This is a genomic window from Serratia sp. AXJ-M, assembly GCF_046531865.1.
Taxonomy (GTDB): Bacteria; Pseudomonadota; Gammaproteobacteria; order Enterobacterales; family Enterobacteriaceae; genus Serratia; species Serratia liquefaciens.
The window spans coordinates 1,607,559-1,631,849 of record NZ_CP059394.1 but is presented as its reverse complement, the minus strand read 5'-3'; the positions used below and the strand labels follow the sequence as shown (position 1 = coordinate 1,631,849).

At 55.5% G+C, this 24,291-nt stretch carries 23 protein-coding genes; 11 read left to right on the top strand and 12 right to left on the bottom strand.

Going from position 1 to position 24,291, the window contains the following annotated elements:
- Positions 1-195: 195 nt before the first annotated feature.
- Entirely contained in the window at positions 196-825 is a 630-nt protein-coding gene (locus tag H0S68_RS07690; protein ID WP_217330983.1) for a phosphatase PAP2 family protein, read from the top strand.
- 48 nt (positions 826-873) lie between these two features.
- On the opposite strand, the gene apbC is transcribed toward H0S68_RS07690, so the two are convergent.
- Positions 874-1,986 carry an iron-sulfur cluster carrier protein ApbC gene (apbC, locus tag H0S68_RS07685; RefSeq protein WP_217330982.1) on the bottom strand — a complete coding sequence of 371 codons (1,113 nt, stop codon included), beginning with the start codon at positions 1,984-1,986 and terminating at the stop codon, positions 874-876.
- A gap of 160 nt (positions 1,987-2,146) precedes the next feature.
- On the opposite strand from apbC, the gene metG reads away from it, so the two are divergent.
- The 7 genes from metG (at position 2,147) to sanA (ending at position 10,699) form a co-directional block, all read left to right on the top strand.
- The gene (metG, locus tag H0S68_RS07680; RefSeq protein ID WP_142815622.1) at positions 2,147-4,174 is read left to right on the top strand and encodes a methionine--tRNA ligase; all 2,028 of its coding nucleotides are present in this window, start codon (positions 2,147-2,149) and stop codon (positions 4,172-4,174) included.
- A gap of 219 nt (positions 4,175-4,393) precedes the next feature.
- Positions 4,394-5,617, top strand: a complete 1,224-nt coding sequence (locus tag H0S68_RS07675; protein WP_122077894.1) for an MFS transporter — start codon at positions 4,394-4,396, stop codon at positions 5,615-5,617.
- 136 nt (positions 5,618-5,753) lie between these two features.
- Entirely contained in the window at positions 5,754-6,161 is a 408-nt protein-coding gene (locus tag H0S68_RS07670; RefSeq protein WP_020825998.1) for a CidA/LrgA family protein, read from the top strand.
- Positions 6,158-6,853, top strand: a complete 696-nt coding sequence (locus H0S68_RS07665) for a CidB/LrgB family autolysis modulator (RefSeq protein WP_020825997.1) — start codon at positions 6,158-6,160, stop codon at positions 6,851-6,853. The genes H0S68_RS07670 and H0S68_RS07665 overlap by 4 nt, the downstream gene beginning before the upstream one ends.
- 135 nt (positions 6,854-6,988) lie before the next feature.
- Positions 6,989-7,873: a cytidine deaminase gene (gene cdd, locus H0S68_RS07660; protein ID WP_410529291.1), complete on the top strand. Its 885-nt coding sequence runs from the start codon at positions 6,989-6,991 to the stop codon at positions 7,871-7,873.
- A gap of 222 nt (positions 7,874-8,095) precedes the next feature.
- Positions 8,096-9,793, top strand: a complete 1,698-nt coding sequence (locus H0S68_RS07655) for an NAD-dependent malic enzyme (RefSeq protein WP_410529290.1) — start codon at positions 8,096-8,098, stop codon at positions 9,791-9,793.
- Positions 9,794-9,961: 168 nt separating this feature from the next.
- Positions 9,962-10,699, top strand: a complete 738-nt coding sequence (sanA, locus tag H0S68_RS07650) for an outer membrane permeability protein SanA (RefSeq protein WP_020825994.1) — start codon at positions 9,962-9,964, stop codon at positions 10,697-10,699.
- A 66-nt stretch (positions 10,700-10,765) separates the two neighbouring features.
- Here the strand turns inward: sanA and mglC are convergent, their stop codons facing one another.
- From mglC to H0S68_RS07615, 7 genes are all read right to left on the bottom strand, one after another.
- Positions 10,766-11,776 carry a galactose/methyl galactoside ABC transporter permease MglC gene (mglC, locus tag H0S68_RS07645; protein WP_012005998.1) on the bottom strand — a complete coding sequence of 337 codons (1,011 nt, stop codon included), beginning with the start codon at positions 11,774-11,776 and terminating at the stop codon, positions 10,766-10,768.
- An 11-nt stretch (positions 11,777-11,787) separates the two neighbouring features.
- Entirely contained in the window at positions 11,788-13,296 is a 1,509-nt protein-coding gene (gene mglA, locus H0S68_RS07640) for a galactose/methyl galactoside ABC transporter ATP-binding protein MglA (RefSeq protein ID WP_020825993.1), read from the bottom strand.
- A gap of 164 nt (positions 13,297-13,460) precedes the next feature.
- Positions 13,461-14,453 (bottom strand): galactose/glucose ABC transporter substrate-binding protein MglB, encoded by a 993-nt coding sequence (gene mglB / locus H0S68_RS07635; protein ID WP_020825992.1) that lies wholly within the window; start codon positions 14,451-14,453, stop codon positions 13,461-13,463.
- 254 nt (positions 14,454-14,707) lie between these two features.
- Complete coding sequence (gene galS, locus H0S68_RS07630; protein WP_048761671.1) at positions 14,708-15,745, bottom strand: HTH-type transcriptional regulator GalS; 1,038 nt, start codon at positions 15,743-15,745, stop codon at positions 14,708-14,710.
- Positions 15,746-15,874: 129 nt separating this feature from the next.
- Positions 15,875-17,056 (bottom strand): DUF418 domain-containing protein YeiB, encoded by a 1,182-nt coding sequence (yeiB, locus tag H0S68_RS07625; RefSeq protein ID WP_048761668.1) that lies wholly within the window; start codon positions 17,054-17,056, stop codon positions 15,875-15,877.
- Positions 17,057-17,124: 68 nt separating this feature from the next.
- Positions 17,125-17,793 (bottom strand): GTP cyclohydrolase I FolE, encoded by a 669-nt coding sequence (folE, locus tag H0S68_RS07620; RefSeq protein ID WP_041414357.1) that lies wholly within the window; start codon positions 17,791-17,793, stop codon positions 17,125-17,127.
- 247 nt (positions 17,794-18,040) lie between these two features.
- Positions 18,041-19,198: a YbfB/YjiJ family MFS transporter gene (locus H0S68_RS07615; protein ID WP_410529289.1), complete on the bottom strand. Its 1,158-nt coding sequence runs from the start codon at positions 19,196-19,198 to the stop codon at positions 18,041-18,043.
- A gap of 107 nt (positions 19,199-19,305) precedes the next feature.
- Here H0S68_RS07615 and ptrR point away from each other — a divergent pair, with 107 nt between their 5' ends.
- From ptrR to fghA, 3 genes are read left to right on the top strand one after another with little or no spacing between them, the layout of a single operon-like run.
- Positions 19,306-20,223: a putrescine utilization regulator PtrR gene (ptrR, locus tag H0S68_RS07610; protein WP_410529288.1), complete on the top strand. Its 918-nt coding sequence runs from the start codon at positions 19,306-19,308 to the stop codon at positions 20,221-20,223.
- Positions 20,224-20,251: 28 nt separating this feature from the next.
- The gene (locus H0S68_RS07605) at positions 20,252-21,379 is read left to right on the top strand and encodes an S-(hydroxymethyl)glutathione dehydrogenase/class III alcohol dehydrogenase (RefSeq protein WP_410529453.1); all 1,128 of its coding nucleotides are present in this window, start codon (positions 20,252-20,254) and stop codon (positions 21,377-21,379) included.
- Between the two features lie 14 nt (positions 21,380-21,393).
- Complete coding sequence (gene fghA, locus H0S68_RS07600) at positions 21,394-22,236, top strand: S-formylglutathione hydrolase (RefSeq protein ID WP_410529287.1); 843 nt, start codon at positions 21,394-21,396, stop codon at positions 22,234-22,236.
- A gap of 61 nt (positions 22,237-22,297) precedes the next feature.
- Here fghA and H0S68_RS07595 read toward each other — a convergent pair whose 3' ends face one another.
- The 4 genes from H0S68_RS07595 to gsiD all read right to left on the bottom strand — a co-directional run bounded on the left by H0S68_RS07595 (position 22,298) and on the right by gsiD (position 24,286).
- Positions 22,298-22,489 (bottom strand): hypothetical protein, encoded by a 192-nt coding sequence (locus H0S68_RS07595; RefSeq protein ID WP_128864031.1) that lies wholly within the window; start codon positions 22,487-22,489, stop codon positions 22,298-22,300.
- A 26-nt stretch (positions 22,490-22,515) separates the two neighbouring features.
- On the bottom strand, positions 22,516-22,860 hold the full coding sequence (locus tag H0S68_RS07590) for a hypothetical protein (RefSeq protein WP_259216693.1): 345 nt from the start codon (positions 22,858-22,860) through the stop codon (positions 22,516-22,518).
- A gap of 262 nt (positions 22,861-23,122) precedes the next feature.
- Positions 23,123-23,350, bottom strand: a complete 228-nt coding sequence (locus H0S68_RS07585) for a hypothetical protein (protein WP_410529286.1) — start codon at positions 23,348-23,350, stop codon at positions 23,123-23,125.
- Positions 23,351-23,377: 27 nt separating this feature from the next.
- Positions 23,378-24,286 carry a glutathione ABC transporter permease GsiD gene (gene gsiD / locus H0S68_RS07580; RefSeq protein ID WP_170868507.1) on the bottom strand — a complete coding sequence of 303 codons (909 nt, stop codon included), beginning with the start codon at positions 24,284-24,286 and terminating at the stop codon, positions 23,378-23,380.
- Positions 24,287-24,291: the final 5 nt, after the last annotated feature.

Here is a 24,291-nt window from a genome sequence, read left to right as displayed (position 1 = left end):
ACAATTATAGGGAGTTAGCGGGCATTGCGCCAGACTATATTGGCGCTGGTGGTTGCTATCTGCAGTTATTTCGCCACAACGGTGCTTGCAACGTTTTAAGATTATTGCGTCTAGGGCAATTGGGCGTCACGAGATAAACTCCCATGCTTGCTCATCATCCTACCCATGGGGTGCTGTATTTTATCGGAGTCTGACGTGCTGGATTGGTATTTTCTGACATTTTTTGGCGACAGCATGTTGCTGTTGCCATGTGCATTAATTCTCTTTGTCGCATTGGTCGTCCCGCGCGCCACCAGAACCGCCGGCTGGCAATGGGCGTTGATCTTCGGCAGCGCCGGCGCTGTGGTATGTGTGTCCAAGCTGGCCTTTATGGGCTGGGGGATTGGCATCGAAAGTTATGACTTTACCGGTTTTAGCGGTCATTCAGCCCTGGCCGCCAGCATCTGGCCAGTATTCCTCTGGACGCTGACCGGACGTTTTTCCCATGCCGTACGCAGCATGGCGTTAGTGTTCGGCTTGGTCCTGCCACTCACCATAGGGCTATCGCGGTTGGCCATTCAGGTGCATTCACCTTCGGAAGTGGTTAGCGGGCTAGTGCTTGGTTATCTGGCCAGTACCTTATTTCTGTTGCTGCAACGCGGTAAGGTGCGGCCACAGCTTTCATGGCCGAGAATTATCGCCGCTCTGGCCTTACCACTGGCGCTGATGGGCAATCGACAACCGGCGCCCACGCAAGGCCTGCTGGAACATATTGCTGTAACCCTCGCGCACATCGAACACCCTTATACCCGCGCCGATTTGCACAAACACGTCACAGCACCATAAGAAAAACCCCGGAGATAGCCGGGGTTTTTATTTTCCTGCCTGCGGCGATTACAGCGCGCGGAAAGAGATTTCCGTCGGGATCGCCTCGCCCTGCCAGTACATTTGCGCAGCAACCCGTCCGGCAAGTTGGCGATACAGTTCGGCAAACTCGCTGTCCGGTCGGCTTATCACCGTTGGCGCACCGCGATCCAAATCCTCGCGCAGAGAAATGTGCAGCGGCAGTTGCCCCAACAGGCGGCTGTGGTATTTCTTCACCAGCTTCTCCGCCCCGCCGGTACCGAAGATCGGCTCGTGATGTCCGCAGTTGCTGCAAATATGCACGCTCATGTTTTCCACGATACCCAAGACCGGCACATGCACTTTTTCAAACATCACAATGCCCTTGGCGGCATCGAGCAGCGCAATATCCTGCGGTGTTGTAACAACCAGAGCGCCAGTGACCGGAATATTTTGCGACAGCGTCAACTGGATGTCGCCGGTACCCGGCGGCATATCCAGCACCAAATAGTCCAGATCCGGCCACAGCGTGTCCTGCAGCAGTTGCATCAGCGCCTTGCTGGCCATTGGGCCACGCCAAACCATGGCGTTGTCATCGGTCACCAGATAACCGATCGAGTTGGTCGCTAACCCGTGGGCCACGATCGGCGCCATGTGCTGACCGTCCGGTGAGGTTGGTCGCTCGTTTTCCGTCCCCAGCATGTTCGGGATTGATGGACCGTAGATGTCGGCGTCCAAAATGCCGACCTTGGCGCCTTCTGCCGCCAGCGCTAACGCCAGGTTAACCGCTGTGGTGGATTTGCCCACCCCGCCCTTGCCGGAACTGATGGCGATAATATTGCGCACGCCCTTGATGCCGGCCTGATCGTTGGCGCGTTTCAGCGTGGTGATATCATGCTTCAGTTTCCAGTCAATCGCCTCGGCGCCGGTCACGCGCAGCAGTTCTGTGCTGACGCTGTCTTTGAGCGCCTCAAAACCACTTTGCCAGGCAAAGGGCATGGTCAATTCAATATGCAGCACATTATCCAGCAGCGCGCAGTGGTGAATTGCCTTCAGCGCAGTCAGATTGTTTTTTAACGTCGGGTGTTCAAAGGCGGCCAGTACACCGGTCACCAGGGCACGCAGAACTTCGGGGTTGGTCTGCTCGGGGGATTTTGCGTTCATCCCGGCTCCTTGATTTTGAATGGATAGCTTCCCGCTAAGCATATCAGAAGTGAGCGCCGGTCGGCGCATGTCCGCACAAAGAAACCGCCCTAGCCGTAGCGGGCGCGATCGGGTAACATCGAAGACCCTTTTTATTCATTACAGAAACCAAGTTCTCACTATGGCTCAAGTCGCGAAAAAATTATTGGTGACGTGCGCGCTACCGTACGCAAATGGTTCCATCCATCTCGGCCACATGCTCGAGCATATCCAGGCAGATATCTGGGTTCGTTACCAACGAATGCGCGGCAACGAGGTTCATTTCATCTGTGCGGACGACGCGCACGGCACGCCAATCATGCTGAAAGCTCAGCAGTTGGGCATCAAGCCGGAAGAAATGATTGCGGAGATGAGCCAGGAGCACCAACAGGATTTCGCCGGTTTTGGCATCAGCTATGATAACTATCATTCCACCCATAGCGATGAAAACCGTGAACTGTCGAGCCTGATTTACGGCCGCCTGAAAGAAAACGGCTTTATCAAGAACCGCACCATTTCACAGCTGTACGATCCGGAGAAAGGCATGTTCCTGCCCGACCGTTTCGTCAAAGGCACCTGCCCGAAATGTAAATCACCGGACCAATACGGCGACAACTGCGAAGTCTGCGGCGCGACCTACAGCCCGACCGAGTTGATCGAGCCGAAATCCGTAGTTTCCGGGGCAACGCCGGTATTGCGTGATTCAGAGCACTTCTTCTTTGATCTGCCGTCGTTCAGCGAAATGCTGCAGGCCTGGACCCGTTCCGGCGCGCTGCAAGAACAGGTGGCAAACAAGATGCAGGAGTGGTTCGAATCCGGCCTGCAACAGTGGGATATCTCCCGCGATGCGCCGTATTTCGGCTTTGAAATCCCGGACGCGCCGGGCAAATACTTCTACGTCTGGCTAGATGCGCCTATCGGTTACATGGGTTCATTCAAAAACCTGTGCGACAAACGCGGCAATCTGGATTTCGACGAGTTCTGGCGTAAGGACTCCACGACCGAGCTGTATCACTTTATCGGTAAAGACATCGTTTATTTCCACAGCCTGTTCTGGCCGGCGATGCTGGAAGGCAGTAACTTCCGCAAACCGACCAATCTGTTCGTGCACGGCTATGTGACGGTGAACGGCGCCAAGATGTCCAAATCTCGCGGCACTTTCATCAAGGCCGGCACCTACCTGCAACACCTGGATGCCGACTGCCTGCGTTATTACTACGCCGCCAAGCTGTCTTCACGCATTGACGATATCGACCTGAATCTGGAAGATTTCGTGCAGCGGGTGAACGCCGACATCGTCAATAAAGTGGTCAACCTGGCTTCGCGCAACGCCGGCTTTATCAGCAAGCGTTTCGGTGGCCAACTGGCCGACAAGCTGGCCGATCCGGCGCTGTACCAGACCTTCGTTAACGCAGCGCAAAGCATCGCCGATGCCTACGCCAGCCGTGAGTCGGGCCGTGCAATCCGTGAAATCATGGCGCTGGCCGATTTGGCTAACCGCTATGTGGACGAACAGGCTCCTTGGGTGGTGGCGAAGCAAGAAGGCCGCGATGCCGATCTGCAGGCCATCTGTTCCATGGGTATCAACCTGTTCCGCGTGCTGATGACCTATCTGAAACCGGTGCTGCCGTCACTGACCGAACGTACCGAAGCCTTCCTCAACTGCGAGCTTACCTGGGACAGCATCCAGCAACCGCTGTTGGGGCATCAGGTCAACGCATTCAAGGCGCTGTTCAACCGTATCGACCTGGATAAGGTCAATGAAATGGTTAGCGCCTCGAAAGAAGACATGGCGGCAACGAAAGTGGTCAGCGGGCCGTTGGCGGACGATCCTATTCAGGAAACCATCACCTTTGACGATTTCGCCAAGGTTGATATGCGCATTGCACTGATCAAGAGCGCCGACTTTGTTGAAGGTTCAGACAAGTTGCTGAAGCTGCAGCTGGATCTGGGCGGCGAATCACGTCAGATCTTCTCTGGCATTCGCTCCGCTTACCCGGATCCGAAAGCGCTTGAAGGCCGTCTGACCATCATGGTCGCCAACCTGGCACCGCGTAAGATGCGCTTCGGGATTTCTGAAGGCATGGTGATGGCTGCCGGCCCAGGAGGGAAAGAGATCTTCCTGCTGAGCCCGGACAGCGGTGCACAGCCAGGTATGCAGGTGAAATAACACCGGTTTTCCAACCTCTAAAGGGTCGAGCTTGCTCGGCCCTTTTTATGCGCTTAGTCCAGCAGTGGTTCGCCAGGCTACAGGCTAAAACCGGCAAGTAATCCCTCTCCAGGAGGTTACCGAGGTAACCTCTTTTTTTACATCGCCTCTTCCCAGACGGCCAAAATGAGCTATGTTATCCATACTGGTTTTATCACTGTATGCATAAACAGGTCTGATATGAAGGGATTCCCACCGCTGATTAACGCCTTGCTGGTCAGTTCGCTGGTACTGACCATTGGCCGCGGCGTAACGCTGCCGTTCATTACTATCTATCTGACCGGGCATTTTCATCTGCTGCCCAAAAGCGTCGGCATCATTCTGGGTATCAGCCTGGCGATCGGCATTTTCGCCAGCCTGTATGGCGGCTACCTGGTAGACAAATTCAACAAAAACACGCTGATCCTGATTTCCATTCTTTTGTTCGCCCTGAGTTTTTTCGCTATCCCTTGGATCCCGCGGCCGGGGGGTATCGTTGTGGTTTTGGCTATTTTACATACCGCCTATTCCGTATTGGGCATCACCATTAAAGCGTGCTTTGCCGACTGGCTGCCGGTCGCGCAGCGCATCAAAGCCTTTTCAATAAACTATACGCTGGTCAACGTCGGCTGGGCGGTTGGATCATCGTTGGGGGTACTGGTGGCAGGTCTGGATCCGCTGTTGCCGTTTTACCTTTCCGGTGGATTGGCTTTATTCACGGTGGCGACGCTGAACGTCATCCTGCGCAGGCAGTCCGCTACGGCCCCGGTCGCGCTGGATGCAACGCCCGCCGCGCGCCTTAATTTTCGCCAGACGCTGACCATCCTGCGTAACGATCGCCGGCTGATTTACTTTACCCTTGGCAGTACGCTGGGTGCGGTGGTTTTTGGCCAGTTCTCCGGCTATTTATCGCAATACCTGATCACCGTTTCTAATGCAGAGTTCGCTTATCAGGTCATTGGGGCGGTGATGATCGTCAATGCCTGTATCGTCATCGCCCTGCAGTATCTGCTCAGCCGCGGCATGCGTCAGGAAAATATGCTGCGCTGGCTGGCGCTGGGCACGCTATTTTTCATTCTCGGGCTGATCGGTTTTTGGCTGGCCGGGCAATCGCTCTGGCTCTGGATCCTTGCCATGGCGATATTCACCCTGGGCGAAATCATAGTGATCCCGGTGGAATATATGTTTATCGACTTCATCGCGCCACAGCATCTGAAAGGCAGCTATTACGGCGTACAAAACCTGAGCGCTCTGGGCGGCGCCATTAATCCGGTACTGTGCGGTTTTATTCTCAGCTACGCCGCGCCGCAAATGATGTTTCTGATGTTGATTGCTGCTGCGCTGCTCAGCCTGCTATTCTTTTTTCTCGGGCATCGCCTGGCGCAGAGGCAACAACAGAATGCCAACTTCGCCAGTGCAGAATAAACCTGCGTCCCTTTTCATCGCGGTTGTCAACCAGCCCCATCGGCATGGTAGCCATAGAGAGAATTCATGGTGTGATTTGTGGCGAAGATCACAGTTTAATTGTATGATGAATGCATCGGTTAAACGGGATTAAGTTATGGCCAAGCTACTCACTCTGTGCTGGAAATACCTGAGGGCATTCGTCCTTATCTACCTTTGTCTGTTCGCCGGCAATGCCATCGCGGCTCTGCTGCCGATCGCCATTCCGGGCAGCATTATCGGCATGCTGTTGCTGTTCGCCCTGCTCTCCACCCAAATTCTGCCGGCCAAATGGGTCAAACCCGGTTGCCACCTGCTGATCCGCTATATGGTGCTGTTGTTCGTGCCTATCGGCGTGGGAGTGATGAAATACTATGACCAAATTATCGAGCATCTGGGGCCGCTGGTGGTGTCCTGCATCGTCAGCACCCTGATGGTGTTGGTGGTGGTCGGCTACACCTCACATTATTTCCACAGGGAGCGCACCATCATCGGCAAGCCTGATGCCGCGGAGGGCGAAAAATGATCCATGAAATCTGGTGGTCATTACCGCTGACGCTGGCCATCTATTTTGCAGCGCGCAAACTGGCGCAATGGCTGAACATGCCGTTGCTGAACCCACTGCTGGTGTCGATGGCGGTAATCATTCCCCTGCTGTTGCTGACCGGTATTCCTTATGAGCGTTATTTTCAGGGCAGTAAAATCCTCAATGACTTGCTGCAACCGGCCGTAGTGGCACTGGCTTATCCGCTGTATGAACAGCTGCATCAGATCCGCGCGCGCTGGAAGTCCATTATCGCCGTCTGCTTTATCGGCAGCCTCACCGCGATGATCAGCGGCGGCGCCATCGCTTTATGGATGGGGGCTACGCCGGAAATTGCCGCTTCCATCATGCCAAAATCGGTCACCACGCCCATAGCCATGGCGGTCGCAGAGTCGCTCGGCGGCATTCCGGCAATCAGCGCCGTTTGCGTGATTTTCGTCGGTATTCTCGGCGCGGTTTTCGGGCATACGCTGTTCAAAGTATTGAAAATCACCACCCGCTCGGCACGCGGGTTGGCTATGGGGACCGCGTCACATGCGCTGGGCACGGCACGCTGTGCGGAAATGGACTATCAGGAAGGGGCATTTGGTTCACTGGCCCTGGTGATCTGCGGCATCATCACCTCGCTGCTGGCGCCGTTTCTGTTTCCGGTACTGTTGCACCTGTTTGCCTAAGGCCTAAAACTTGCGATACATCTCGCATTTATCGTTTTCATTGCATTGATTTCATCAATAAAGAGATTTGTATCACACTTTATTCGCGCCGGGCTGCCTAGAATGTTATCCCGTTAACCTGTAGAGAGAGTTTCTATGCACCCGCGTTTTCAAACCGCTTTTGCTGAACTGCCCGCCACATTGCAATCCGCCCTGCTGCCTTATTTTGATGCGCCTGATTTTCCGGCCATGCTCAAGGCGGAACAAGTGGATGCTATCAAGCAGCGCTGCGGGCTGGATGATGATGCTCTGGCATTCGCTCTGCTGCCGCTGGCGGCGGCCTGCTCGTTAGCGCCGATTTCGCAGTTTTATGTTGGCGCCATTGCTCGCGGGCAGAGCGGCAACCTGTATTTTGGCGCCAACATGGAGTTCAGCGGCGCGCCGATGCAACAAACCATTCATGCAGAGCAGTGTGCCGTGACTCATGCCTGGCTACGCGGCGAATCAGCGTTAGCCTCTATCACCGTTAACTACACGCCTTGTGGCCACTGCCGTCAGTTTATGAACGAACTCAACAGTGGTACCACGCTGAAAATTCGTCTGCCCGGTCGCGAACCGGCCACCCTGGGCGACTATCTGCCGGATGCCTTCGGCCCGAAAGACCTGAATATCGCCACGTTGCTGATGGACCGCGTCGATCATGGTTTCCAACTGACGCTGACCGACGAACTGGAGATGGCCGCGCTGGCTGCCGCCAATCAGAGTCACGCGCCCTACAGCAATGCTCACAGCGGCGTCGCACTGGAAGCCGAAGACGGGAGGATTTATAGCGGTCGTTATGCGGAAAACGCAGCCTTCAACCCCAGCCTGCCGCCGCTGCAGGCCGCGCTGATTCTGATGAACGTCTCCGGCGGCGACTGCCAAAAAGTGGTTCGAGCGGTGCTGGCCGAGCCCGACAGTGCCATCCTCACCCAATGGGATGCCACCCGCGCCACGTTGGCCGCGCTGGGTTGCCAAAATGTCAGTCGTATCACTTTCTAAATCTGCCCCCTGGCGGTGCTGCCCGGCACCGCTGTTACCAGCCCCGCCAGCCGATTACAATGGCATTCACGTCTTAAAACACTTTCTTTAGTTAAATTAGGACTTGATCGTCGATAATTACGCCAATTTACCTCATGATCCGATAACAATTGCTGTACATATTTCCCCGATCTTTTAGGATCTAGCCCATAAAGTTATCCGATACGTTGAAGAGCAAAAGCCATGGAACTTGAATACGAAAGCAAACGCCCTCTCTACATCCCTTATGCCGGCCCTATTCTGCTGGAATTTCCGCTGCTCAATAAAGGCAGCGCTTTCACCGAGGATGAACGCAGCCATTTCAACCTGCACGGGTTGCTGCCAGAAGCGGTAGAAACCATCGAAGAGCAGGCGGAACGTGCCTACCGCCAGTACCAGGATTTCAAAAACGACAGCGATAAACACATTTATCTGCGTAATATCCAGGACACCAACGAAACCCTGTTCTATCGCCTGCTGGAAGCGCACCTGAGCGAGATGATGCCGATCATCTACACGCCGACGGTGGGCGAGGCCTGTGAGCACTTCTCCGATATTTACCGCCGGGCGCGTGGGCTGTTTATCTCCTACCCTAATCGCGACCGCATTGACGACATGCTGCAAAACGCCACCAAGCAAAACGTTAAGGTGATCGTCGTCACCGACGGTGAGCGCATTCTCGGTCTGGGCGACCAGGGTATCGGCGGCATGGGCATTCCAATCGGTAAACTGTCGCTGTACACCGCCTGCGGCGGCATCAGCCCGGCCTATACCCTGCCGGTGGTGCTGGACGTCGGCACCAACAACCCGCAGCGCCTGAACGATCCGCTGTACATGGGCTGGCGTCACCCGCGTATTTCAGGCGACGAATACCACGCCTTTGTTGAAGAGTTTATCCAGGCGGTCAAGCGCCGCTGGCCGAACGTGCTGCTGCAGTTCGAAGATTTTGCGCAGAATAACGCCACCCCGCTGCTGAACCGCTACCGTGACGAAATCTGCTGCTTCAACGACGACATTCAGGGCACCGCAGCCGTCACGCTGGGCAGCCTGATCGCCGCCAGCCGCGCCGCCGGCAGCCAACTGCGCGATCAGACCGTCACCTTCCTGGGCGCCGGCTCTGCAGGTTGCGGTATTGCCGAGCAAATTATCGCGCAGATGAAATCCGAAGGCCTGAGCGAAGACGAAGCCCGCGCGCACGTCTTTATGGTCGACCGTTTCGGCCTGCTGACCGACAAACTGCCTAACCTGCTCGATTTCCAGAGCAAGCTGGTGCAAAAGAGCGAGCATCTGACCGCATGGCAGACAGAAAGCGATGCCATTTCCCTGCTGGACGTGGTGCGTAATGCCAAGCCAACCATTTTGATCGGCGTTTCGGGCCAGCCAGGCCTGTTTACCGAAGAACTGATCCGCGAAATGCACAAGCACTGCCCGCGCCCGATCGTCATGCCGCTGTCCAACCCAACCTCCCGCGTGGAAGCCCGCCCGGAAGACATCATTAACTGGACCGAAGGCGCTGCATTAGTAGCAACCGGCAGCCCGTTTGCGCCGGTGAGCTACAAAGATCAGGTATTCCCGATTGCCCAGTGCAACAACTCCTATATCTTCCCGGGGATTGGATTGGGCGTACTGGCCTCCGGCGCCACCCGCGTCACCGACGCGATGCTGATGGCCGCCAGCCGTGCGCTGGCCGACTGTTCGCCGCTGGCGACCGACGGGCATGGCGCACTGCTGCCGAATATCGACGATATTCAGGGCGTGTCCAAGTGCATTGCCATGGAAGTGGGTAAAGCGGCGCAGCTGCAAGGCGTGGCAGTGGTCACCTCAGAAGAAGCGCTGTCGAAAGGCATCGAACACAACTTCTGGCGCCCGCAATACCGCAGCTATAAGCGCACTTCATTCTGATTTGCGCAGTTAAACATCAGGCCCGGCTCGCCGGGCTTTTTTTATGCTCAAAACCGCCTAAAAATGCGGTGCAATGCTTGCTTGATAGGGCGTCAAGCTTGCGTCGGCCTGTCAGGTAAAGTAGCCTTGAGCCATCTTTTTTGGCCCCTGTGCGCGTAAGGCAATAACATGTGGAAACGCCTGATAATCAGCCTGTTCATCATCACTGCGCTGCTGATGCTTTCGGCTCTCGCGCTCGATCGTTGGATCAGCTGGAAAACCGCGCCTTACGTCTATGACGAACTGCAAGGCCTGCCTCATCGCCAGGTCGGCGTGGTACTGGGCACGGCCAAATATTACCGCACCGGCGTGATCAACCAATATTATCGCTACCGCATTCAGGGCGCGATTAATGCCTATAACAGCGGCAAAGTGAAATACCTGCTGCTGAGCGGCGACAATGCCCAGCAAAGCTACAACGAGCCGATGACCATGCGCCGCGATTTGATCGCCGCCGGCGTGGCGCCCAGCGATATCGTGCTGGATTATGCCGGTTTCCGTACTCTTGACTCTATCGTCCGCACCAGAAAAGTGTTCGACACCAACGACTTCATCATTATCACCCAGCGCTTCCATTGCGAGCGCGCGCTGTTTATCGCGCTGCATATGGGGATCCAGGCTCAGTGCTACGCAGTTCCTTCGCCAAAAGACATGATGACGGTACGGGCACGCGAGATCTTCGCCCGCCTTGGCGCACTGACCGATTTGTACATACTAAAACGCGAGCCGCGCTTCCTCGGGCCACTGATCCCCATTTCCGCCATGCATACCGTACCGGAAGATGCCCAAGGCTACCCGGCAGTTTCGCCAGAGCAATTGGTTGAGCTGGAACACAAGCTGGCTGCGGAAAAACAAAAGGCCAAATAAGCTTTATGCCGCCCTGGAAACAGCAACGGCCAGCATTTACTGGCCGTTTTCATAGCTGAGACACAACTATTTTTTCTTGGCGTATTTTAAGGAGTCCAACGCCACGGCGAAGATAATGATGCCGCCCTTGATGATGTACTGCCAGTAAGGGTTAACGCCAATGTAGGTCAGGCCGTAGTTGATAACCGTAAAGATGATGACCCCGGTCACGACCCCCAGCACCGTCCCGACGCCGCCGGCAAAGGACACCCCGCCCACCACGCACGCCGCAATGGCGTCCAGTTCATACATAAAGCCCAGGTTATTGGTGGCGCTGCCGATACGGCCCGCTTCCAGTAAGCCGCCGAAGGCGTAGAACACCCCGGACAGCGCATAAATCATGATCAGGTTCAGCGGCACGTTCACGCCGGAAACCTTGGCTGCCTCAGGGTTGCCGCCGATGGCGAAAATATTTTTGCCGAAGCGGGTTTTATTCCACAGGATCCAGACAAAAATAATCGCAATGATGGCGTAGAAGGTGATGTACGACAGCTTAAAGTCGCCAAAACGCAGGAACCCCTGGGCAAAGGTGGAAAACTTGGGATCAAACCCCGCCACTGGCGAGGCGCCAACGGAGTCGTAATACAGCGAGTTGATGCCGTAAACGATGATCATGGTGCCCAGCGTGGTAATAAACGGCGTCACATTGAGGTAAGCGATGATCAAACCGTTCACCAGACCGATCACCGCACCCACGGCGCACACCAGCAGGATCACCAGCGGGATCGACCAGGTTTCCATATGCGGGAATACCTTGTTCACGTTATCCATCGACTGCAACAACGTCGCCGCGATCACCGCCGCCAGGCCAACCTGGCGCCCGGCGGACAGGTCAGTCCCCTGGGTAACAATCAGCCCCGCCACGCCCAGTGCAATAATGATGCGCACCGAAGACTGGGTCAGGATATTGCTCAGGTTCATTAGACTGAGGAAGGTCGGGTCCTGGATAATAATAATTGCCAGCAGCACCAGCAACACTACGTAAATGCCACCTTCCTTGAAATAGGTGAACAAAGTTTTTTTATTCAGCGCGTTCATAATTCTGATCCTTAAAGGTGCAGGGATGCGAGACGTAAAATTTCATTTTGCGAGGTCTGTTTGGTGTTGACGATGCCCGCAACCTGACCATTACTCATCACCAGTATTCTGTCGGTAATTCCCAAAAGCTCCGGCATTTCAGACGAGACAATAATGATCCCCTTGCCCTTCTTCGCCAGTTCGGTCATCAGCTGATAAATTTCGAATTTGGCGCCGACGTCAATGCCGCGCGTCGGCTCATCCAGCATTAATATTTCCGGCTGAGTCAGCAGCCAACGGCCGATGATCACCTTCTGCTGATTACCGCCCGACAGCGAACCTATGTGGGTATGGTGGCCCGGGGTTTTGACCCGCATGGCATCGATCACCCACTGGGTATCGCTTTTCATGCGGGCGTTATCCAACAGGCCGATTTTATTTTTGTAGTTGCGAATATTGGAGATCAGCGAGTTGAACCCCACGTCCAGATAGGCATAAATCCCGGTGGAACGACGTTCTTCGGTGACCAGTGCGAAACCGTGGTTTATCGCCTCATTGGCGCTGTGGTTGTTGATGGTTTTACCGTGCAGCTTGATGGTACCCGCAATTTTTTCGCGGATGCCAAACAGGGTTTCGACGATGTCGGTACGTTTGGCCCCCACCAGCCCGGCGATGCCGAGGATCTCACCCTGATGCAGATCGAAAGAGACGTCGCGAATCGAAGGCTGGCGCAAGGAGGTCAGGTTCTTCACCTCCAGGATCACCTCGCCCGGCGTATTCTGTCGATCGGGGAAACGCTGGCTGAGCGAACGCCCCACCATCATCGAGATGATCTTGTCCATATCCAGCCCTTCCAGCGGCTGGGTGGCGATCCACTGGCCATCACGCAGAATGGTGATTTCGTCGCACAGCTGGAAGATCTCTTCCATCTTATGCGAGATATAGACGATGCCGCAGCCGCGTTCCTTCAGCTTGCGGATAATGGTGAATAGGTGGTTCACCTCTTTTTCCGTCAGCGATGAAGTGGGCTCATCCATAATGACAATCTTGGCGTCATAGGAGAAAGCCTTGGCGATTTCGATCATCTGCATTTGCGATACCGATAGCGTGCCCACTTTATCCCGCGGGTTAATATCAATATCCAGCTCGTCGAATATCGCCTGGGTATCTTTCAGCATCTTGTCCTGATCGACAAACATGCCCTTGGTCGGGTAGCGCCCCAACCACATGTTGTCCATCACGGTGCGCTGCAAGACCAGGTTTAATTCCTGATGCACCATGGACACGCCGTGTTCCAGCGCCTCTTTAGAGCTTTTGAAATCTATTTCCTGGCCCTGAAAAATAATACTGCCGGCATCCTTTTTATAAATGCCGAACAGGCATTTTAATAATGTCGACTTCCCCGCGCCGTTCTCTCCCATTAATGCATGAATGGAGTGCGGACGAACGCGCAGATTCACATTATCCAATGCCTTGACGCCGGGAAATGATTTACTGATATCAGTCATTTCCAGCAAAAATTCGCGTGGGCTGTCGGCCATAAATACACCTGGCTATGTGATTCGACACCTTCCAAACCACCGCCTAATTAGCTGCAGCTTGAAACTCATCGGATCTGGGCTGTGATTTTAAGAAAAATTACCCCGCCGGCGGCTTTCCTGGTGTTGGCGCTGGGCAGCGCACCGCAGGCGGGGCCATTCAGAACTTACTTAACAAATTTGGACAAATTGTCCTTATCTACGCCAACGTAAGGAATGCGCACCACTTTATTGTCGATTTTATATTGGGTGCCGTCGGCAGCAGGTTTGCCCGCCGCCAGGTTTTTCGCCAGCTCGAAGGTGGCTTTGGCCTGGTTGTCGGCATCGTTCAGCACCGTCCCCGCCATCGCGCCGGATTTCACCATCGCCAGAGCCTCTGGCAAGGCATCGACACCGAATACCGGAATGCTGGATTTGTTGTGCGCTTTCAGCGCTTCTACCGCCCCCATCGCCATGGCATCGTTGTTGGCGATAACCACTTCGATTTTGTTGGCGTTAGGGCCGGACAGCCAGGCATCCATCTTGTCTTTTGCCTGTGCGGTGTCCCACATCGCGGTGTCCATCTGCAGTTGCTGAGTTTTAATACCGTCGTCATTCAGCGTTTTCACCACGTAAGTGGTACGTGCTTCTGCATCCGGATGGCCCGGTTCACCTTTCAGCAACACGTACTGGATCTGGCCGTCTTTATTCAAATCCCAGTTCGGGTTGGCCTTCCAGTGTTTCTCAATCAGTTGGCCCTGGATCACGCCGGACTCTTTAGAGTCGGTGCCCACGTAATAGGCTTTGTCATAGCTGTCCAGCGCTTTGCGGGAAGGCTCTTTGTTGTAGAACACGATAGGGATATCGTTTGCGCGTGCCTTATCAATCACCACCGGGGCAGCCGCTGGATCCACCAGGTTAATCGCCAGCGCTTTTACGCCCTTGGCGATCAGCACGTCGATCTGGTCGTTTTGTTTGGATTGGTCGTTCTGCGAGTCATTCATCAGCAGGGTGACATCCGGAGAGGCCTTGGCGTCTTTCTCGATTGCCTTGCGCACCACCGACATAAAGTTGTCGTCATATTTATAAATCGTGACGCCAATACGGGTATCTGCGTGAGCTGCGGCGCCAAACATCATGGCTGCGGCCGTCGCGGCCAGGGTGAAAACCTTCTTATTCATTGTGTGTCTCCGGTTTATGTAGGGTCTTGCTCGGTATTAGGCCAAGGGCAACCGGCGGTGTCAGCACGACCGGGCCTGGCAGTTTCCCTGTCATCCGTGAATCATGTTATTCCTGAAAAATGTGGCGCCAGCGTGAGTTAAAACAGCAGCGGCAAGTGCCTTTACGCTGGAAAACGCCTAGAGCATAGACGGCGTGATGTTAATAATCTGTGAATTTTCTCACAGATTGAAAACGGTTACACAAGATTAAATGTTCAGAGAGTGACCGCCGCCTCACTTTGCCAAGGGGCCACAGAATGGCGTCGGACCAGGGTCGGCATAAACAAATGGCGGGCCTGCGGCTCCAGCTTGCCTGCCGCGCCCAGCAAGGCCAGTTCGGTGGCCAGCGTCGCCATGGTGACAATCGGGTAACGCACCGTGGTGAGCTTGGGGCTGGTGTAGCGAGCGATGGGGATGTCGTCGAACCCAACCAGCGAGAAGTTTTGCGGTACTGTGATACCGTTTTCTTTCAGCACCGCCATCGCCCCGGCGGCCATGGCGTCGTTGTAGGCGAATACCGCACTAAGATGCAGGTTGCGGCCAAGCAGTTCGATCATCGCCTCTTCCCCGCCCTGCAAATCTGGCGAACCATAGGCGCGCCAGCTGTCGGGCGTTGCCAGCCCGGCCGCCGCCATCGCCTGCGTGTAGCCTTGCTGGCGCAGCGGCCCGTCTTCGATTGGATGATTCGAGCCCAGATAACCAATACGCTGGTGGCCCTGCGACAGCAGCAAACGCATCGCCATCTCTGCACCACTGACGTTATCGAGCCCGACGCAGCGATGTTCATAGCCGGGTATGATTCTGTTGATCAGCACCATACCCGGCACCTGATCGAGAAAGGCGATCAGCTCGGCATCACACAGAGTTTTAGCATGAACAATCAAGGCGTTGCAGCGTTGGCGAATCAGCACCTCGATGGCGTGGCGCTCTTTATCCGCCTGGTGATAGCTGTTACCGATCAACAGGTATTTGTGGTGCTGTTGCGCCACGGTGTCTACCGCTTTCACCAGTGCGCCGAAGAAGGGATCGGAGACGTCCATCACCACCACCCCAAGGGTATCGCTGCTCTGGGTGGCCAGGGCTTGCGCATTGGCATTGGGTCGGTAGCCCAGTTCAGCCACCGCCTTCAATACCTGCTCGCGCGTCTCTTTGCTGGTCAGGGCGCTATGATTCAGCACGCGGGAGACGGTCGCCACAGACACGCCCGCACGCTTCGCCACGTCGCGAATGGTGGTTGGGTGAACAGAGGTCATGAAGGATCCTGAGGTCGGGGTAGTTGACAGTGGCGCTATCCTACCCCGTTTGTCATCCTCCTCTGCGTGAATTACGTCACAGGAAAGAAAACGTTTACATACATTTTTTTAACCTACCTGCGCCAGATCTCAATTCACCGCCTTGGGCTCTACCTTGCCGGTAGCCAGGGCGGTGAGTTTGCGCCACAGCCACTCCACCGGTCCCTGCTCGAAATAGCGCAGCCACAGGTTTGAAAACAACAGGTTAGCGAGCCAGACCAACGGAACGAAAGCCAAAAGTTGCAGGCGGTCAAACTGTTGATATAGGCCAAAGCGATAAAACAGCGTGGTGCAGATCAGCGTTTGCAGCAGGTAATTGCTCAGCGCCATGCGCCCGACCTGCGTCAACCAGTGCCCAATGCGCAAACGCGACAGCGTCGGCCAAAAACCGTAGCACAGCGCCAGATAGCCCATCGCCTGCAGGGGCGCCCCCAGCTCACGTGGCACCTGCAATAAAAAACCGCTCCAACGGTAGTCCCAGTGAAGATGCCATTGCAGCACCACTGCCGGCAGTTGGATCAGCAATGAAAGCGGTATCAGCCATGCTGCCTGCCGGCGGTAGTAACCCGGTGAGTAAGTGCCGCGTAGCCAGCCACTGCGCATTAAACCGGCGCCGAACAGCATCAGCCCCGCCAACTCCCAACCGTATTGCGCGCCAATCGCCAGCAGGCTGGAGGAGAGAAGATCGGTGCGGCTGCGCCAGGCTTCCATCCCGCCCTGCAGCTTCCAAAACTTCTCATACTGCAGCTCTGCCACGCCGGGTTGCCAGAAACTGCCAGGTTCACCGTGCGAAATGAAACCCAACAACAACAGCACCCCGACGCCAATCAGGTACAGCACCACGCCGGTTTTCAACAGTTGATAGGTTTCTTTCGCATCGCGGATCATCCGCCAGCACACCAGCCCGATCAGCCCATAGGCCAGCAGGATATCGCCGTCCCAAAGGAAAATGGCATGTCCCAGGCCAAACAGCACCAGCCACGACAGCCGTGCACGTATCCAGCCTTTGCCGCGGCGCAGCAGCATCTGCAGCCCGGCGCCAAATAACAGGGCGAACATCGCCAGGAATTTAGCCTGCGCGAAAATGTCCAGCAGCGCCCAGGTCCAGGCATCGCGCGTTGTAGGCAAGCCCAGATAGGCCGGATTGAGATAGGCCGCCTTCGGCAGGCCAAAGGCGCTAATATTCAGCAGCAAAATGCCAAGGATGGCGATACCGCGCACGCAGTCCAGCGTGGCGATGCGCGGCAAAGGAGCCGTTGGGCTAGTGTTCATTATTTTATCGCTGTATTCCGCTCATTAAAAAGGCGCCCGCAGGCGCCTGTTACCATTCTAGCGACCCATCACGACTGGTGATGGCGCACCGCGCGCAGGAATTCCTGACGGGTGTTCTGGCTGGACTTGAATAGCCCGCCCAGAGAGGTCGTGGTGGTGGCGCTGGTCGCGTCACGGATACCGCGCGCCTTAACACAATAATGGACCGCATCAATTGATACCGCCACATTATTGGTGCCCAGCAAGGTTTGCAATGCCACCAGGATCTGCTGAGTTAAGCGCTCCTGCACCTGTGGGCGCTGGGAGAAGAACTGCACGATACGGTTGATTTTCGACAGCCCAATCACCGCATCCTTGGGAATGTAGGCAACGGTCGCCTTGCCATCGATGGTGACAAAATGGTGTTCGCAGGTGCTGGTCAGCGTGATATCACGCACCGTCACCATTTCATCCACTTTCATCTTGTTTTCAATGACGGTGATTTTTGGGAAGTTGGCGTAGTCCAGGCCGGAGAAAATCTCATCGACATACATTTTGGCGATGCGGTGCGGGGTTTCCGCCAGGCTGTCGTCGGACAGATCGAGATTAAGCAGCTGCATGATTTCGGTCATGTGCTCTTTAATACGACGTTTACGCGTTTCGCGATCCAGCACTTCGCCGCGCAACGGAGTTTCCAGACCGCGCTCTTCGAGCGCCGCGTGAACCAATGCAGCTTCTTTACTTAATGATGATGTCATTTCTTCTCTCCAACGGACTTGAACTCACCCATCCGGCTGTTTTACCGAGCAGAGGGATGAATTGCATACTCTCCTGACGACAGAAGTTTCCGCAGTTAATAACGTGAACCCAGTCAAGATTTTGCCCCCACTCTAGATGAGAGCGAGGGGATTATCCAGTGATTGTGTTTCATCCGCAGGTGAAATATTCGCATTTAGCACAATCAGGCCGGCTGCGGCTATTCCACGTTTTTTGTACGGAATTTAATCACTGCGCCATCGGTTTTCGCGCCAACTCGCGAGCCGACGTATTAACCACCAGCAGACCGGCCACAATCAGCGCCGCCACGGCCACGTACAATGCCGGTTCCAGCCGGTGGGTCAATGAGGTTGACAACGCCGACAGCGTCGGGCCGACCAACTGACCAATCGCATAGCCGGTGGTCAGCAGTCCCGCCATATAACGGGCATGGTTGGGGGCCAGCTCACGGCCATGCTGGATCGACAGCTGCACCACGCTGAGGAAGCCGCCACCGGTCAGCAACGCGCCCAGTGCCAAGCCGGCAACTCCCGGTACGATTTCCGCGCTTAACACCCCCAATGCCTGTACCCATAGGGTGATAGCCAGCCGGGTTTGAGTAGTCAGCCGGTGACGGGTCAGAATACCGATGACAATCCCCAGCACCGCCGCCCCACCAAAGATCGGCCAGACAAATTGCGCGAACAGGCTGCCGGGAAAACGCGCCGCGGCCATTTGCGACAAAAAAGTGGCCGGCAGAATATAACCAAAGCCTGCGAGACTGTAGCTCCACACCAGACGTTTCAGCGCCGGGGTCAACAACAGCGGCTCAGGGGCCACGTCAGGACGATGCAATTCGCCGGTCTTCGGCAGATTAATGCTGATCGCGCCAATCAATACCAGCGCCAGTACGCCGTAGACCAGCCAGGCCTGTGACGCGGTCAACGCCAGGCTGTGGATCCCCACCGCCAGCATGCCGCTGATAAAAATCCCGGCTCCCGGGCCGGCAAATACCGCCGCGCTGAGCGCCGGTCGGCCATAGTGTGCCAACCGTTCGTTGGTCCAGGCCGCCACCAGTACCATCGACCAACCGCTGGCCCACCCGATGAAGAAACGCACCGCACCGTGCCACCACTCCCCCTGCACCCAGGCGGAAAGCAGCGTCAAGATCACCGCCCCCCACACGCCCAACCACAGCCGACGTTCAACGTGTCGGCTGGCACGCATGGCATCGTAAGCGCCGCACAGGTAGCCCAGGTAGTTGATGGCCGCCACCAACCCGGCGCCGGTCAGAGTAAACTGATGCTCAGCAATCATCAGCGGCACCTGCGGGGTAAAGGCGAAGCGGCCGATCCCCATGGCTACGATCAACGCGATAAAACCGCTCAGGGCAATTCTTAAGGCCATGTAGAGTTATCCATACTGTTAAAAGAAAGTTGCCAGTATCATGCAGCAGTATTACACTCACAAAAACTGAATAATACTCATCAAGTTCATCACGAAAAGAGAAGATAATGGATCTGACCCAGCTCCGCATGTTTTGCAGCGTCGCCGAAACCGGCTCCGTCGCCCGTGCCGCAGAGCAATTGCACCGCGTCCCCTCGAACCTGACCACACGCCTGCGTCAGCTCGAACAGGAACTGGGCACCGATCTGTTTATCCGTGAAAAACAGCGACTGCGCCTTTCGCCGATGGGCCATAACTTTCTCTGTTATGCCAACCGTATCCTGGCACTGAGCGAAGAAGCCATGAGCATCACCCATGCCGGTGAGCCGGCGGGTAACTTCGCCATCGGCTCGATGGAAAGCACCGCCGCCACCCGGTTGCCCACCCTGCTGGCGGCGTATCATCAGCGTTTTTCGCAGGTGTCGCTGTCGCTGACCACCGGCACCTCCGGCGAGATCACCGAGCGAGTCCGCGCAGGTACGCTGGCGGCCGCGCTGGTCGACGGGCCGGTACAGTATGACGAACTCAATGGCTGTATTGCCTTCCCCGAACATATGGTGGTGATCTCCTGTCTCGACCACCTGCCGATCCATAACGCCAAAGATGCCAAGGGCGAAACCCTGTTTGCCTTCCGCGCAAGCTGTTCTTACCGTCTGCGGTTGGAGTCCTGGTTCAAGCGCGAAGGTGCACTGCCAGGCCAGATTATGGAAATCCAGTCCTACCACGCCATGCTGGCCTGCGTCGCCAGCGGCGCCGGGCTGGCGATGATCCCGCATTCGGTACTCAGCCTGCTGCCCGGCCATGAGCGGGTGAAAGTACACACCCTGCCGGATGACATTGCCCAAACTGCCACCTGGCTACTGTGGCGACGCGACGCCTTTGGCCCGAACGTACGCGCCCTGAAAGAACTGATTATTGAACAGGCAGAAACCATTGCGGTTGAAAATACTGCCCATGACTTACCCGATGCTATCGACATAGCCTGATTTAAAAAATAGACCACTGGAGACTATGATGGAAATGATCAAAACCCGTGCCGCCGTTGCCTGGGGACCGAACCAGCCGCTGAAGATCGAAGAAGTCGATCTGATGCCACCGCAAAAAGGCGAAGTGCTGGTGCGGATCGTCGCCACCGGTGTCTGCCACACCGACGCCTACACCCTGTCCGGTGCCGATCCCGAAGGCGTGTTCCCGGCAATCCTCGGCCATGAAGGCGGCGGCGTGGTGGAAGCCATCGGCGAAGGCGTGACCAGCGTGGCGGTAGGCGATCACGTGATCCCGCTGTACACCCCGGAATGCGGCGAGTGCAAATTCTGTAAATCCGGCAAAACCAACCTGTGCCAGGCGATCCGCGCCACCCAAGGCAAGGGCCTGATGCCGGACGGCACTACCCGCTTCTTTAAGGACGGCAAGCCTATTTTCCACTACATGGGCACTTCAACCTTCTCCGAATACACCGTGGTACCGGAAATCTCACTGGCCAAAATCAGTAAAGAAGCACCGCTGGAAGAAGTCTGCCTGCTCGGCTGCGGCGTCACCACCGGCATGGGTGCGGTTATCAACACCGCCAAAGTACAAAAAGGCGATACCGTTGCCATCTTCGGCCTTGGCGGCATCGGTCTGTCAGCCATTATCGGCGCGCAGATGGCCGGTGCAGGTCGCATCATCGGCATCGACATCAACACCAGCAAGTTCGATCTGGCGCGCAAGCTGGGCGCGACCGATCTGATCAATCCGAAAGACTACGATAAGCCGATCCAGGACGTGATCGTTGAACTGACCGACGGCGGCGTAGATTTCTCCTTTGAGTGTATCGGCAACGTCAACGTAATGCGTTCAGCGCTGGAATGCTGCCATAAAGGCTGGGGCGAATCCGTAATCATCGGCGTCGCCGGTGCAGGTCAGGAAATCTCTACTCGTCCGTTCCAACTGGTGACCGGTCGCGTCTGGCGCGGCTCTGCCTTTGGCGGGGTGAAAGGCCGTTCGCAACTGCCGGGTATCGTCGAGCGTTATATGAACGGCGAATTCGCGCTGAGTGACTTTATTACCCACACCATGGGCCTGGAGCAGATTAACGAGGCGTTCGATTTGATGCACGAAGGCAAATCCATTCGTTCCGTTATTCACTTCGACAAAAAATAAGCCAGGAGGCAGAGATGACCTTGTCATTAGAACTTCTCGAAGAGCACCGCATGTTTGGCGGCTGGCAACAGCGTTACCGCCATGCGGCGCAGAGCCTGAATTGCAACATGACTTTCAGCATCTATCTGCCGCCACCGCGCGATGATAACCCGCCGCCGGTGCTGTACTGGCTGTCGGGGCTGACCTGCAATGACGAAAACTTCACGCTGAAGGCCGGTGCGCAGCGTATCGCCGCCGAGCTGGGACTGGTATTGGTGATGGCCGACACCAGCCCGCGCGGCGACGATGTGCCGAATGATGAAGGCTACGATTTGGGCCAGGGCGCAGGCTTCTATCTGAATGCCACCCAAGCACCGTGGGACAAGCATTTTCGCATGTACGACTACATCAGCGATGAGCTGCCGGCGTTGATAAACCAGCATTTCAGCGTTAGCGATCGCCAGTCGATTTTCGGCCATTCGATGGGCGGCCACGGCGCACTGATGATGGCGTTCCGCAATCCGCAGCGCTTCCGGTCGGTATCGGCGTTTGCGCCGATCGTCAATCCCTGTCAGGTGCCCTGGGGACGTAAAGCCTTTGCCGCCTATTTGGGCGACGACGAAAGCCAGTGGCTGCAGTATGACAGTTGCCACCTGCTGGCCAACGGCGCGGAAAAAATACCGGTATTGGTGGACCAAGGTGACGACGATCAGTTCCTGGCAGATCAACTGCAGCCGGCAAAACTGGCCGAGCTGGCACGCCAGCGCGACTGGCCGCTGATCCTGCGCATTCAGCCGGGCTACGATCACAGCTACTTTACCATCGCCAGCTTTATCGAAGACCATCTGCGCTTCCACGCCGAACATCTGTTCCGCTGATCATAAAACCGTAACAGTGCTTGCGATAATCGCTATCGCAAGCACTTATTACGGCGACTGCTTATTCCCGGCCATTAAACCAATAATAAAAATTCTCAACTGAAGTCATTACCGCCTTCACGCCAAAAAAGGCGAAAACCGCCACGGCAATATCCACATAGCTATTATCCGGTTTCATAATGGCCAGTGATGAGTGATTAATCAAAGGGTAAAATATTGATGTCCATAGTGCGATAATAATGCAAGCTTTCATCTTATATTCCATTGATGAAATATGAATTACCAGCGACATTGGCCATTCACACTATTACGGCTATTATTACCTCCCAGCGCATCCTGTCGTCCCCCTCTGCTAGGCCCCTCATCCGCACATGATATTCCCGCTTGTATTCCCCCAAACACAGCACCAGCAATCATAGCTGCCGGATGACCAGCTCTAAGAATAGCACCGATAACCACGCCTTCAATCACACCGGCAATGAGACTGGCACCCACTTTATTCGCACAGGTATTCGGTGCTCCACCATAGTGACCACGGCCATCCCCACGGCCTTCATAACCGGAGTCAGCGTTACCGCCCGAAATTAAATCAAGATCCTGTGATGTTAACTCACGAATAGCCATATTATTCACTCCATGAAGTAAAGTGATTAGATCCTCACAAACAAACACACCGGACAACCATGGCGATAATATAACCATGAGAATGAAACGCAAATTTTAATTATTAAAAACGTGACGAGGGCAATAGGTTACTCAAGTATTCCGCAGTTAATTACCGACAACACTAAAACACTCTATTTAATTAAAAAACTAAAAACTTAGCGTATTAACCTTGAGGTAAATTAATCTTATCCGGTACGTTAGCCTTCTCTCACGCTAAAGATCATGAAACATTCTCGATGCCGTTATACCAACGGTAGAAGGCTTGCATCAGGTTACAGGCCTTCCAGATACCAAAAAATGCCAGCAAACCAACAACCACATCGACATAGCTAATATTGGGGTAGGCTACCAGAAGCGACGAATTGCACACCAGATAGGATCCTCCCCAATAGGTGATGATGGTAATCAGCATGCTTGTTTTAATTCCCTTTTTACTGATATTGCTCATAGCCAGCTCCTTTGGACTAAAAAACGGTTATCCCTTCAACTTCGGATCCAACGCATCGCGCAAGCCATCCCCCAACAGGTTAAACGCCAGCACGGTGATAAATATCGCCAGGCTGGGGAAAATCGCCACGTGCGGCGCAATCACCATATCCGCCCGCGCCTCGTTGAGCATTGCGCCCCATTCCGGCGTTGGCGGCTGGGCACCCAGCCCGAGGAACGACAGGCTGGCGGCGGTGATGATTGAAGTACCGATGCGCAGGGTAAAATACACCACAATCGACGAAATTGTCCCCGGCAAAATATGCCGCATGATGATGGTCCAGTCTGACGCGCCAATGCTGCGTGCCGACTCGATGTAGGTCAGATGTTTCAACACCAGGGTGTTGCCCCGCACCAACCGGGCAAATGCCGGAATGCTGAAAATGGCCACGGCAATAATCACGTTGGCCATGCCGCTGCCCATAATCGCCACCACGCCGATCGCCAGCAGAATGCCAGGAAAGGCGAACAGCACATCGCAGATACGCATGGTAATGCGATCCCACCAGCCTTCGTAATAGCCCGCCAGCAGACCCAGCAGCGTACCGATCAGCCCGCCCACCAGCACCGAGAACACTCCGGCGGCCAGCGAAATACGGGTCCCCATCAGAATGCGACTGAAAATGTCTCGCCCCAGCGAATCCACCCCCAGCCAATGCATCAGGGAAGGGCCTTCGTTCAGGCGGTCGTAATCAAAGTAATTTTCCGCGTCAAAGGGAACCAGATAGGGTGCCAGCAGCGCAGCAAACACCAACAGTAACACCAATAGCGCAGCGACCAGCGCCACGCGTTGCTGACGGAACCGCCGCCAGAATTCATGCCACGGCGTTCGTACCGCGTTAGGATCGATTGTCGGCATCGCCTTCAGTGCGGCGTCGCGTCGCCAATGCTTAATCATGCAGC

What these genes read in the sequence shown, in the direction of transcription:
- apbC (WP_217330982.1), bottom strand. Translation starts at nt 1,986, where the DNA reads ATGAACGCAAAATCCCCCGAGCAGACCAACCCCGAAGTTCTGCGTGCC.
- metG (WP_142815622.1), top strand. Translation starts at nt 2,147, where the DNA reads ATGGCTCAAGTCGCGAAAAAATTATTGGTGACGTGCGCGCTACCGTAC.
- H0S68_RS07675 (WP_122077894.1), top strand. Translation starts at nt 4,394, where the DNA reads ATGAAGGGATTCCCACCGCTGATTAACGCCTTGCTGGTCAGTTCGCTG.
- H0S68_RS07670 (WP_020825998.1), top strand. Translation starts at nt 5,754, where the DNA reads ATGGCCAAGCTACTCACTCTGTGCTGGAAATACCTGAGGGCATTCGTC.
- H0S68_RS07665 (WP_020825997.1), top strand. Translation starts at nt 6,158, where the DNA reads ATGATCCATGAAATCTGGTGGTCATTACCGCTGACGCTGGCCATCTAT.
- cdd (WP_410529291.1), top strand. Translation starts at nt 6,989, where the DNA reads ATGCACCCGCGTTTTCAAACCGCTTTTGCTGAACTGCCCGCCACATTG.
- H0S68_RS07655 (WP_410529290.1), top strand. Translation starts at nt 8,096, where the DNA reads ATGGAACTTGAATACGAAAGCAAACGCCCTCTCTACATCCCTTATGCC.
- sanA (WP_020825994.1), top strand. Translation starts at nt 9,962, where the DNA reads ATGTGGAAACGCCTGATAATCAGCCTGTTCATCATCACTGCGCTGCTG.
- mglC (WP_012005998.1), bottom strand. Translation starts at nt 11,776, where the DNA reads ATGAACGCGCTGAATAAAAAAACTTTGTTCACCTATTTCAAGGAAGGT.
- mglA (WP_020825993.1), bottom strand. Translation starts at nt 13,296, where the DNA reads ATGGCCGACAGCCCACGCGAATTTTTGCTGGAAATGACTGATATCAGT.
- mglB (WP_020825992.1), bottom strand. Translation starts at nt 14,453, where the DNA reads ATGAATAAGAAGGTTTTCACCCTGGCCGCGACGGCCGCAGCCATGATG.
- galS (WP_048761671.1), bottom strand. Translation starts at nt 15,745, where the DNA reads ATGACCTCTGTTCACCCAACCACCATTCGCGACGTGGCGAAGCGTGCG.
- yeiB (WP_048761668.1), bottom strand. Translation starts at nt 17,056, where the DNA reads ATGAACACTAGCCCAACGGCTCCTTTGCCGCGCATCGCCACGCTGGAC.
- folE (WP_041414357.1), bottom strand. Translation starts at nt 17,793, where the DNA reads ATGACATCATCATTAAGTAAAGAAGCTGCATTGGTTCACGCGGCGCTC.
- H0S68_RS07615 (WP_410529289.1), bottom strand. Translation starts at nt 19,198, where the DNA reads ATGGCCTTAAGAATTGCCCTGAGCGGTTTTATCGCGTTGATCGTAGCC.
- ptrR (WP_410529288.1), top strand. Translation starts at nt 19,306, where the DNA reads ATGGATCTGACCCAGCTCCGCATGTTTTGCAGCGTCGCCGAAACCGGC.
- H0S68_RS07605 (WP_410529453.1), top strand. Translation starts at nt 20,252, where the DNA reads ATGGAAATGATCAAAACCCGTGCCGCCGTTGCCTGGGGACCGAACCAG.
- fghA (WP_410529287.1), top strand. Translation starts at nt 21,394, where the DNA reads ATGACCTTGTCATTAGAACTTCTCGAAGAGCACCGCATGTTTGGCGGC.
- H0S68_RS07595 (WP_128864031.1), bottom strand. Translation starts at nt 22,489, where the DNA reads ATGAAAGCTTGCATTATTATCGCACTATGGACATCAATATTTTACCCT.
- H0S68_RS07590 (WP_259216693.1), bottom strand. Translation starts at nt 22,860, where the DNA reads ATGGCTATTCGTGAGTTAACATCACAGGATCTTGATTTAATTTCGGGC.
- H0S68_RS07585 (WP_410529286.1), bottom strand. Translation starts at nt 23,350, where the DNA reads ATGAGCAATATCAGTAAAAAGGGAATTAAAACAAGCATGCTGATTACC.
- gsiD (WP_170868507.1), bottom strand. Translation starts at nt 24,286, where the DNA reads ATGATTAAGCATTGGCGACGCGACGCCGCACTGAAGGCGATGCCGACA.